Source organism: Bradyrhizobium sp. PRIMUS42 (genome assembly GCF_023006515.1).
GTDB lineage: Bacteria > Pseudomonadota > Alphaproteobacteria > Rhizobiales > Xanthobacteraceae > Bradyrhizobium.
The window spans coordinates 16,999-27,716 of record NZ_JALBGZ010000020.1 but is presented as its reverse complement, the minus strand read 5'-3'; the positions used below and the strand labels follow the sequence as shown (position 1 = coordinate 27,716).

Annotated in this window: 10 protein-coding genes; 1 reads left to right on the top strand and 9 read right to left on the bottom strand. The window is 62.2% G+C overall.

Annotated features, from left to right (window positions below; genetic code table 11):
• The 6 genes from MOV75_RS04160 to MOV75_RS04135 all read right to left on the bottom strand — a co-directional run.
• Positions 1–121, bottom strand: a 121-nt coding sequence (locus MOV75_RS04160; RefSeq protein WP_247004965.1) for an SDR family NAD(P)-dependent oxidoreductase, incomplete at its 3' end; no start/stop codon positions are given.
• On the bottom strand, positions 118–966 hold the full coding sequence (locus MOV75_RS04155) for a sugar phosphate isomerase/epimerase (RefSeq protein ID WP_247004962.1): 849 nt from the start codon (positions 964–966) through the stop codon (positions 118–120). The genes MOV75_RS04160 and MOV75_RS04155, both read right to left, overlap by 4 nt.
• Positions 963–1,727, bottom strand: a complete 765-nt coding sequence (locus MOV75_RS04150) for an SDR family oxidoreductase (protein ID WP_247004960.1) — start codon at positions 1,725–1,727, stop codon at positions 963–965. The genes MOV75_RS04155 and MOV75_RS04150 overlap by 4 nt, the downstream gene beginning before the upstream one ends.
• Positions 1,720–2,409 carry an acylneuraminate cytidylyltransferase family protein gene (locus MOV75_RS04145; RefSeq protein WP_247004958.1) on the bottom strand — a complete coding sequence of 230 codons (690 nt, stop codon included), beginning with the start codon at positions 2,407–2,409 and terminating at the stop codon, positions 1,720–1,722. The genes MOV75_RS04150 and MOV75_RS04145 overlap by 8 nt, the downstream gene beginning before the upstream one ends.
• Positions 2,409–4,328 carry an N-acetylneuraminate synthase family protein gene (locus tag MOV75_RS04140; RefSeq protein ID WP_247004956.1) on the bottom strand — a complete coding sequence of 640 codons (1,920 nt, stop codon included), beginning with the start codon at positions 4,326–4,328 and terminating at the stop codon, positions 2,409–2,411. The genes MOV75_RS04145 and MOV75_RS04140 overlap by 1 nt, the downstream gene beginning before the upstream one ends.
• A gap of 24 nt (positions 4,329–4,352) precedes the next feature.
• Entirely contained in the window at positions 4,353–5,729 is a 1,377-nt protein-coding gene (locus tag MOV75_RS04135; RefSeq protein ID WP_247004953.1) for a CBS domain-containing protein, read from the bottom strand.
• A gap of 660 nt (positions 5,730–6,389) precedes the next feature.
• Here MOV75_RS04135 and MOV75_RS04130 point away from each other — a divergent pair.
• Positions 6,390–8,279 (top strand): hypothetical protein, encoded by a 1,890-nt coding sequence (locus tag MOV75_RS04130; RefSeq protein ID WP_247004944.1) that lies wholly within the window; start codon positions 6,390–6,392, stop codon positions 8,277–8,279.
• Positions 8,280–8,282: 3 nt separating this feature from the next.
• Here MOV75_RS04130 and MOV75_RS04125 read toward each other — a convergent pair whose 3' ends face one another.
• From MOV75_RS04125 to MOV75_RS04115, 3 genes are read right to left on the bottom strand one after another with little or no spacing between them, the layout of a single operon-like run.
• Positions 8,283–8,870, bottom strand: coding sequence for a bifunctional 2-polyprenyl-6-hydroxyphenol methylase/3-demethylubiquinol 3-O-methyltransferase UbiG (locus MOV75_RS04125; RefSeq protein ID WP_247004942.1), 588 nt, complete (start codon positions 8,868–8,870; stop codon positions 8,283–8,285).
• A 25-nt stretch (positions 8,871–8,895) separates the two neighbouring features.
• Positions 8,896–9,606, bottom strand: a complete 711-nt coding sequence (locus MOV75_RS04120) for a class I SAM-dependent methyltransferase (protein ID WP_247004940.1) — start codon at positions 9,604–9,606, stop codon at positions 8,896–8,898.
• Positions 9,603–10,667 (bottom strand): glycosyltransferase family 2 protein, encoded by a 1,065-nt coding sequence (locus MOV75_RS04115; RefSeq protein ID WP_247004938.1) that lies wholly within the window; start codon positions 10,665–10,667, stop codon positions 9,603–9,605. The genes MOV75_RS04120 and MOV75_RS04115 overlap by 4 nt, the downstream gene beginning before the upstream one ends.
• Positions 10,668–10,718: the final 51 nt, after the last annotated feature.

Here is a 10,718-nt window from a genome sequence, read left to right as displayed (position 1 = left end):
CACCGCGCGCGGCGAGCGCGACTTTTGCTCCCTCTGCCGCGAGCGTCGTCGCGATCGCAAGCCCGATCCCGCGGCTTGCACCGGTGACGAGCGCGACACGATCGTTCAGCTCGAGCTTCATCGCACGGCGTCCTCGATCCAGCGAACCGTCATATCGCGATATTTCGCCAGCACGCCGGCATGGTCGCCGTCGGCCGCGCGTGCGGTTTGCAGGATGTATTGGCCCTTGTAGCCGGAGCGCTCGATCAGCCGGATCGTCTTGGCAAGGTCCGCGTTGCCGGTGCCGAGCGGCACGGTGGCGCCGCCGCGAATGCGGTCCTTCACGTGCACGTTGAGAATGCGCGGCGCGTAGGCAGCGATCTCCTCGTCGCTGTCAAAGCCGAGCGAGGCGCTGTTGCCGCTGTCATAGTTGATGCCGAACACGTCCGGCGGAAACGCCTCCATGAAACGGACGAGCTCGCCGGGCGGCAGATCGGATTCGAAGACGATCTTGACGGTTCTTCTTGTCAGCTGCTCGGAGCGTGCGAGCAGCACGCGCTTCAACGTATCGCTCTCGCTCTCGCGCTCGATCTTGCCGTTGTCGACCAGCGGGATCACGACGAATTCGATGCCGATGCGGCTGCAGGCGGCGATCAGGAGATCGAGGTCGGCGACGAGTGCGTCGCGCACGACGGCATCTACCTTCCAGAACGGCGCCTGCATGAAGCAGTCGCCGGTGAGGCTGGGGATGCGCACGCCGTTCTCGCGCGACAGCGCCAGAATCTCCTGCTGTCCCGGCTCGGTCGTGAGCGGGTTCTCGCGCAGCCGTTCCTGATCGATGGTCCATTCCATCCGCGTCAGGCCGAGCTCCTTCGCGCGTGGAAACTCGTCCCGCCACTCGTCCCAGGGGAACGCCTGGATTTTGCCGTCGACCAGAGTCGACAGCCGTCCCTGCATGAAGCCGATGCGTTGCAGCGTTGTGGTCACGATTTGCTATCCGAACTGATGGCGAGGCCCTTAGCGATCCAGCCGCCGTCGACGAAGATCTCCTGACCGGTCACATAGGCGGAGGCTTCCGATGCCAGGAAAACGGCGGCGCCCACCATGTCGACGGGCTGTCCCCAGCGGCCGAGCATGGTGTGGCGGCGCCTCTCTTCGTGCATGACTGGGTCGGCAAAGCTCTTTGCGGTCATCTCGGTCGCGACATAGCCCGGCGCAAGCGCGTTGACGCGGATGCCGTCGGGCGCATAGTCGGCGGCGAGCGCGCGCGTCAGCCCGGCAAGCCCCGCCTTCGCCGCCACGTAGCCCGGATTGCCGGGGAAGCCGCGGACCGAATTGATGCTGGTGACGTTGAGGATCGCAGCCGATCCCGCTTTCTTCAAGAGGGGATACGCAGCAAGGATGGTGGCGTAAACGCCGGTGAGGTCGGTCGCGACCGTGGCGCGAAAGCGCGCAAGCTCACTCTCATCAACTTTTGCGGGGAGGCTGATGCCGGCGGCGTTGACCAACGCGTCGATACGCCCGCCTTGCGCGGCGATCATGCCGAATGCGCTTTCGATCGCCTTGTCGTCGGAGAGGTCGCACGCAATTGCGGTAACGTCCTGGGGTGCGGTCCCGGAACGGCTGAGGCCGAACACCATAGCGCCCGCATCTCGCAGGCCGGTCGCGATGGCCGCGCCAATGCCCCGCGAGGCGCCGGTGACCACCGCGATCTTGCCTTTGAGCGAGAAGGCGCTGAGGTCAGGCATAGCCGTAACTTTGCATGATGGCGGCGCAAAGCTTGACGTCCTCGGGGCGGTCGATCTGGAACATCTTGTGACGCTCCATCACGTGGAAGCCGATCTTGCCGCCGAGGCGGTTATTCTGCTCGCGCAGGAGGGAGGGGATCAGGACGTAGAACGAGCCGTTCTCCAGATAACGCTTCTCGATCTGCTGCCGCATGCGTCGGTTGCGATAATCGTAGTTGATGGGCTCCGGTCCGCTTCGGCCGATCCGCCAGTTGAAATAATCCTCGACCTCGCAGACCGAGAGCAGACTGTCGAGATGGTCGCGATCGAAGGTCGCAAGCGCGTTCTCGATGTCCCCGGGTTCGCGGATCGGCGATGTCGCCTGGAGCGCGACGATCCGCTCGAACCGTCCCATCCTCTGGTCGGTCGCATCGAGCGCATGCAGCCAGGCGGATTCGGAGGAGGCGAGGTCGCCGGAAATGTCGTCGGGGCGACGCACGCCGACCGCGCCGGCGGCTTCAGCTGCGGCGAGGATCTGGTCGCTGTCCGAAGACACGGCTACCACATCGACGCCGCGTGCGGCGCGCGCCTGTTCGACGGTCCAGGCGATCAGCGGCTTGCCGCAGAGATCGAGCAGGTTCTTGTGCGGGATGCCCTTCGAGCCGCCGCGTGCGGCGATCACGGCCAGCGTCTTGCGCGCCATCAGATGTGTCCCTCGAGGCGCTCGAGCGCGGTCCAGAAACCTTCGCCCATGTTCTTGTGGCCTTGCCAGATTTCCGGAATGAAGGAAGCGCCCGGCGCGTGCTTGCGCAGCACCTGTCCGATGTCGTCGAAATCGATCTCGCCTTCGCCGATCTGAAGACCCTCGCCGTCGAGCCCCTTGGCGTCGCCGAAATGCAGATGCGCGGTGTGCGGCCCGAGCTGCGCGAGGCCTTGCGCGAAGTCGAAGCCGAAATGATTGGCGGCGAGTTTCGTGTGCGAGATGTCGACGCACATGCGCAGATCATGCTTGGCGCAGAACGCGGCGGACTCGTCCGGGAAGATAAAGATGTTCTGGTGGCGCTGGCCGCCGAAATGCCAGGGGAATGGCGCCATGGTTTGCGGCGTCAGCTCGACGCCGTCCATGTCGAGCTCGGTCAAGCTCTGCGCGAAGATGTGGTAGCGCTCGGCCTTCTCCTCCGGCGGCAGCGGCTCGTCCATGGTGAAGCCGCCGATATTGGCAACGATGGGCGGGCGCTTGGTCTTGGGGAAGTACTGCTTCAGGCCGCGGGTAATGTCGATTACCGTCTGGGTCTGCTCCAGCGAATAGCGCCGCAGCTCCTCGTCAGGCGTTGCCAGGTCCATCAGCTTGGAGCCGGCAAACAGCTCTGGCGCATGCACGACGAAGCCGAGATCATATGTGCCGGACAGATAGGCCGCGGGATCGCGCTCCATGTCGCTGTAGCTGAGATGGAATTCGATGATGTCGGGCTGGCAGATCTCCAGGAAGCGCTCGGCGTCGTGATAGCGCACCGGCACGCCCCACGGACGGTCGAAGCGGTAGCGCCGTGCTTTTGCGGCGCCTTCGTCGAGGTCACTCTGGAAGAAATAGTCGTCGGCCGCCATCGTCCGCGTCAGCTTGCGGCCGAGCAGCGCCGGCATCTTCAGCGGCGACAGGCCCTGTCCCGGGCTCTTCACCGCGATGTCGGCTTCGGTGATCACGGTGCCGGTCGAAAGGTCGCGCGCGGCCACCAGGCTCTTCGCCAGGTTTTCGCGGTTGATCAGCTCGCCCTGGCTCAGCGCGCGCTCGGCCCTTTTTTCGCCGCGCGCCGCCTCCACCTCGCGGATGCCCGAGACGAGAGCCTTGAATTCCTCCGGCTCCAGGCTCGCGGCGTGGTCCGGACCTTCCATCTCCCGGTCGAGGGTGATGTGGCGTTCGATCACGACGGCGCCGAGCGCCACCGCGGCGGTCGAGACGGCAATGCCACGCTCGTGGCCGGAATAGCCGACGACCGGATGGATCTCGCGCAACGTTTCCATGAAACGCAGATGGATGTTGTGGAGCGCGGCCGGATAGGTGCTCTGGCAATGCAGGAGCACGTAGCCGGCGTTGCGCTCGTCGAGGAATTTCGCCGCGGCCCTGATCTCGTCCGTCGTGCTCATACCGGTCGATACGATCAGCGCCTTGCCGGTGGCGGCGAGGCGCGCGAGCAGGGGCAGATTGGTGAGGTCGGCTGAGGCAACCTTGTAGGCCTGCACGCCGAAGCTTTCGAGCACGGCGACGCTGCTCGCGTCCCAGGGCGTGCAGAGATACTGGATACCCTTCGCCGCGCAGTAGTCGGCAATCTTCTTCTGCTGCGCGGTCGGAAGCTCGAAGCGCCGCAACAGATCGAGGGTATATTCGACGGCGAGGTCGTCGTCCTTGCCGGACAGGCTCGACGCACGATAGACCTCGTCGAGCTTGCGCATCTGGAACTTGGCGCAATCGGCCCCCGCAGCTACCGCCGCATCGACCAGCGCAATGGCGCGGTCGAAGTCGCCATTGTGGTTGTTGCCGATCTCGGCGATGACGTAGCAGGGTTCGCCGTCGCCCAGAAGATGGTTGCCGATGCGGACCGGTACAGGCTGTTTGGACGATGTCATCAACATTCTCGTCTCATATCCGTCTCAGGTGAATCGCGTGGGAAAGCGCGACTTCCAAGTCCGCAGCCCGTTCTCTTCGAACATGATGCGCGAACAGCTATGCCCCTGTTGTTCCAGCGCAGCGATGAGCTGGTAGCGCTCGAATGGACGAACGAAGAACATGAAATAGCCGCCACCGCCAGCGCCCAGCAGCTTGCCGCCGACTGCGCCATGCTGCTTAGCGAAATCGTAGATCGCATCGATCGCGTCTGACGAGATCTTCGAGCTCAGCTTCCGCTTGGCGTGCCAGGCCTCGTCGATCAGTCGGCCGCATTCCAGCAGCTGGCCGCGCAGCAGGTGTCGCCGGATATCGCGCGTGACCTCCTTCTGCTTGGCGGCCGCGGCGACGGCATCACTGGTCTCGTGCTGTGCCTTCTGGTCGCGGTGGATGGCGCCGGAATCGCGGCCGGAGCCGGTGTAGCAGAGCACCAGGCTCTCCTCGAGTTCGGCGATGATGTTGGGGTCGAGACGCAGCGGCACGATGGTGTTCTGGTCGGAGAAGAACTCCATGTGATTGAAGCCACCGAACACGGTGGCGTACTGATCCTGCCAGCCGCCGGGGATGTTGAGCATCAGCCGCTCGGCCTGGAAAGCCATCTCCGCGATCTCGTGGCGGTCCCACTGATCTCCACGGAATTCGTTGAAACAGCCGATGATGGCGGAGGTGACCACCGCCGAGCCGCCGAGGCCGGAACCGACGGGGAAGTCGGCGGAGACTTCGAGTTCGAACCCGTAAGCCGGCTTGATCAGGCGCACGACGGACTTGATCAGGGCAAGATCTCCGTCCGTTCCGAGCTCTGCGAGGTTGTCCGCCTCAATCGTGCGACGGAAATCGTGCGAATAGATCCGGATGCTGGAATCGTTCCGCCGTCGCAGCGTCGCATGCGCGTACATCTTGATCGTGGCGTTGATGACCGCGCCGCCGTCATTCGCCACGAAATAGTGCGTCAGATCGGTGCCGCCGCCGGAGAAGGAGATGCGGACCGGCGAGCGGGCGCGCGCGAACACCTCGCTCTCCTCGGACAGGTTGAACAGCTCGCGGCTGAAGACGTCGACCAGCCGTCCTTCGGCATCGAGCATCGGCACCACGTGCACACGCTGATCGAGCAGCTTCAGAATTTGCTCGCGTGGTCCACCGGAGCGCGCCCAGACGAAGTTGCGATTGACGCAGGTCGCTACCTGATCGTGGATAGTGAGGCCCGTCAGCATGCGCCTGCGGATGTCGCCGTCGGTTACCGCGCCGACGATTCGTCCGCCCGCATCCTGTGCGAACAAAATGCCGAGCATGTTCGCATTGAGGCGCCGGAAGGCTTCTTCAATGGTCTCAGTCTCGGCGATGGTGACGTGGCTCTTGTCTGCCAAGCTATCGGGTCCAAAAAGTGTAGGCAATTCCGGCCCTTATCCCCAAGGGTCGGCGAGCGGTTGAGGCCGTTGATACGGCAGGGGGGGCCATGATGCAAGGCTTCTGCGGGTCCAGCGAACCGCATCCTGGCCGGAGCGCTGGCCGCCCAAGCCCGCTCAAACGGATCGCTTATATCTTGGTCCGGAATAGCGCCATCCGGCGAGGGACCGTCGAGATGCAACCCGATCTTGCCGCGGCAGCGATCCTAATCGTGCCTAGGGAGGAACTTCAGGGGGCGGCCGTGCCGCGTGCGCGAGAGGAGCCTGGGCCTGACGCGCTGAGCCATGCGGCGCGGCCTCAAGCCGACGCAGGCCCGTCAGATCTTTGGCCGGGCGCGGCTGCGCACTGGTCGGAATGCCTGGAATTGGCTATTGCGACAGTCCCGTGTCGTGCCGCGAATGGTTGGGGCATCCTCCGATATCGGGTTGTAGAAGGACGTTGCCTGCGTGCATTCTCTCCAATCCCTGCCGGATAAATCGGGTCGATCTCCGGGAGCGGGGCGAGCCTCGCCCGATGCCAACGCCGTTTGCTTCGCCGCGAGTTTCGCGTGCGCGATGTCGGCAACGTCAGGCGCATTATGCGCGATCGTACGAAGCCCTTTGGGGAGCCCGCACTGGTTCGTGATCGTGAAGGCGTTCCTGCTGCTGGCAGCGCTCGTCTCGTGCGTCGTGGTGTTGGCCCGCAGGAGCGGACTGCAACAGCGCGCAAGCCTCGGCAGCATGGTTCTCGCGATCATCGCGGTGATGTTCATGCCGTGCCTGGCGTTGGTGAACCGCACTATTGCCGATATCCTCGTCTACCCGATCTTGCTCGCGGCAATAGCTGCAGGGGCTTTGCGTGCAGTAGCGCTGGCGCGGAGCATGGCTCGGCGTACGTTGATGCTGGCCATCGTGTGTGGCTGCGGCGCGGGGATTGGCTACTTCTTCGTCGTGAACTCGCGAGGTTATGCGACCGTCCTCACGCCGGAACAGACGTTAACGGGCCTGCAGCACCTCGACACGCTATTTCATGCGTCCATCGCCAACATGCTGGTCAAGTATGGCGTGCTGAGCACGGGCCTCGATGGGCTTGCACACATCAAGTACCATTTCCTGTCTCACATATGGTTGGGCGGTCTGGGTCTATGGCTCCGTGTCAGCACGCTTGAAGCGTACTACATCGCCGCGCAAGTCGTCGCCATTCCACTGTTGTTGTTCTGCCTGGTCTCGTCAACCAATCTGCTTCGGCAATCCAGCGCAGGACCGATAGATAGTGCACTGATCACTTTGGTGCCCCTCCTGTTTCTCCTCACCGTCGATCTGTGGGGTTGGACATCGTATCTCGTTTCCGAATCCTATTTCCTTGCGTTGATATTGTTCCTGCTTGGCCTGCCGTTGTTGGCGGAAATCGCTTCGGACCATTTTCGCTTGCGCCCGAGCTTGGAGGTCGCTGCCCTCGTCGTGATCGGCGTCCTGATGTTGCTGTCCAAGATCTCCGTGGGGGCTATTTATTGGGCCGCCACAGGCTTTCTGCTGTGGCGACAGCTGGGTCTCACTTTGCTGAATCTGCTCGGGCTTGCGATTCCTATCCTTCTGCTGGTCGGAACCTGCGCCGCTTTCACCTCTCCGGATTCCGGAACCTATCTGCATGCTCTGCGCCCGCTGAGCTTTGTCCGCGAGTATCCGCAAGGCGCCTTGCCGAACATAGTGGCGAACCTGATGCTTCTGTGCGTGGCGTGGCCAATTTGGCGGTCCGGTTCGGGTCAGCAAAAGAAATTGGCTGAGGTGTTTGCAATCGTTGCGATTGGCGGACTGGCTCCGGCTCTTCTGCTCGATCTCGCGGGTGGTGCCGCCTATTATTTCGTGAATGTCGGCACCTGGGCGTGCATCGTGTTTGTAAGCGCCCATTTTGTCCCGAGTGTCGGAGGTCGCCGCCCTGGCTTTGCGGGACCTGCTGTTGTTCTTTTCGCCATTCTTCTGGTGGCGCTGGCGACTGACGAAAAGAGGAGCAGCCTTCGAAAATTTGCAGCTCAATTCGAAGAGCTACGGGCCCGAGTCGGGGTGCTGATTGGCGATCCGGGCGTTGCAGCACTTCCGCCTTGGCGACGAGTTGTTGCGCTTCTTGCTCCGGGCGACCCGGTTCGACGAAAGCTGGCCGAAGATCTGAAGCGCACGCCTGGAGCGCAGGCAAGGCAAACGCTGGTGTCACTAGGGGTGATGGACAATCTGCGCACCGCTGTCTTTGTACCTCCGGACAATCAGGCCTTCTGGTCCACATATCTCGACTGCCGGGGCAATCCGTTGTTTGTTCCTGCTATTCTCGGTGTGCCGATGCTCAAGGGACTCAATCCTGCAGGCCTAAAATGCGCACGAGATCCATTCTACAGCTTTGCGGCTTACAGGCCTGACGCCATTTCCGAGGTGTCGACGGACCTGCAGCTCTGCGCCCGAGCTGCGGAGTTGGGGCTTCGTTGGGTGGTTGTTCTGATGACCCCGACCGCCGGCCGCAAGATCGAATGCCGGACCGAATGAACTCTAGGGCTGCTTCGCAACGACCACGCCCAAATCAAAGATCTCGGGAATGGTCGTCTTCCAGGCTGGCAACGGATACACGTAGGAATTCGAAACGGGAATCCCGCTCTCTTCATATAGAGAGACGAGTTCGTTCAGCGGGCGCAAGAAACGGCCCGCCTCCATGCCGCCAATGATCTTCCGCGGAATCGATGCGTTTGGATGAACCGGAAGCGGATCGTAGGACATTATTGTCGCGTTTGGCCCGGCCAGCCGCTTGGCCTGGCGGACAAGCTCCAGCGATGTTGCTCGATCGACGTGATGCAGGACTCCCGCGATCATTACGTAATCGAACTTGCGATTGAGCGCTTCCAACGGCTCGGACGTGAACTTCAGGGTATCGAGGCGCTTATTGGCGATTTGCAGCGCTCTCTCATCGATATCCTGGCCGAGAAAATCGTTGGTGCGACCTGCAAAGGCTTCCGACACATTCCCGACGGAACAGCCGATCTCCAAGACGCTGCCGCCGGGATAGTGGGACAGGGCAAGCCGTTGCTTCCCATATGTTCCGCCAATCAGCTTTTGCGCTGCCAGCCAAAAATGCAAATACATTGAAATCCTCGTTGTTCGCCGCGATTCAGTGCGGCACACGCGCTGTCATGCAGTACTGCGCGCCAAGAGGGAGCCAGCCGAGGCTCGCCTCCAGCTCGTGGAAGAAGGGGGTATCGAACGGGGTGAAGATGATGAATTGCCGCTTCGCGTTGACCAAGCCTGCGGCTCGAAACAACTTGGCGAGGCGGCCCGAACGGAGCAGCACCGCGTTCTGGTCGAACGGACAACTCCTGACGATCTTCTGCGTCAAAGGATTGAGCGGATTGTGCTCGATAACGATGACAAGCCCGCCCGGTCGGACGACACGGGCCGCCTCCACAAGAAATGCTTTCCAGTCGTTCGGCGGCACATGATGCATCACGGCGATCGCGTATGCCGCGTCGAAGCTGCGATCCGGGTAGGGAAGCTGCACACCTTCATAAACGTCATAATGAACGTCCGGGTTGGCGGCCCGCGCCTCCTCGATCACCGTACCGGCGACGTCGATTCCCGTGAGGTTGATGCCGGACTGCGCGGGCCGCAGATGGGGATGGATGAGACCTTGTCCGCAGCCGATGTCCAGCACGTCGAGTGGCTGCGATGGCGCCATCTTGCGCTGAGAGCGGAAGGTGGCGAACGCGTCAAGCAGGTAGCGTGCCTTCGCCCGTGTGAAGAAATCCTGAGGCTGACCGCTGAAAGCGACCGCATTGTCAATCTGTTGGCTGTAGCCCTCGCGGTATTGGTCGAACTCTGTCATCGTTGTTGCCTTGTCTCGATCCGGCGAGGAAGTACGTCAGCCGCGTCGCTGGTGTAGGCGCAAGACCCTGTATGCTGCGCCAGACGGCCCAGGGACAAGTCCGGCACGTTGACGCTATGCTCGATCACCGTCGTCGGCCGCGACCGTACCTGATTGTAGATGCGCCCGACATATTCGCCGATGATGCCGAGAAAGATGGCGTTCAGGCTGATGCCGAACAGCAGCAGCACGGTCGTCGTAGCAAATCCCGCCGGCCAGTTGATGCCGAAGAGCAGCCGGGAGAAGATGTAGAAGAAGCTCGCGAGACAGGTCAGCAACGAGATTCCCAGTCCGACAAAGGCTGCAAGGCGAAGCGGGAAGATCGAATGGGTGATCAATCCGTCGACCGCCAGCGCAATCAGTTTCCCGAGCGGGAATTTGCTGACGCCCGCCTGCCGGGCTTGTCGGTCATAGGCGACGCCGACCTGCTTGGTGGCGAGCAGCGAGGTCAGGCCGCGCGTATAGGGCGCGACGTCGTTGATCAGATGGAGCTGATCCAACACGGACCGGTCGATCAGCCTGAAATCGCCGCTGTCGAGCATCAGATTGTCGTCGGACAAGCGTTTGAGCAGCCGGTAGTAGAATCGCCGCGCCCATTGCAGCAGCTTGCTCTCTTGCCGAAAGCGCCTGATGCCCACGACGACGTCGTGACCCTGCTCCCACAGTTCCAGGAATTGAGGGAATACCGACGGCGGATCCTGGAGGTCACAGTCGATCTGGATGGCGGCGTCTCCGGAAGCCAGACGGTAGGCCGTCAGCACGGATCTCTGGAAGCCGAAGTTCCTGGCAAAGCGCACTGCACGGACGCGCGGGTCCGTCGCAGCCAGTTCGGAGATGATCGCGATCGATGCGTCGGTGCTGTGGTTGTCGGTGAAGATGATCTCGAACGTGTAGCGATCCTTCATCTGCTCGAAGACATCGCGAACGGCTTCATACGCCCTGCGGATATTCCCTTCCTCGTTGAAGACGGGAATCAGGATCGAAATGAGCTTGCGGTCGCTTTCGACAGACGTCCTGCGCATTACTTGTTTTGTCCCGTTCGTGCTGAAGGAGCTTCGTCCGAGCGGCGATGT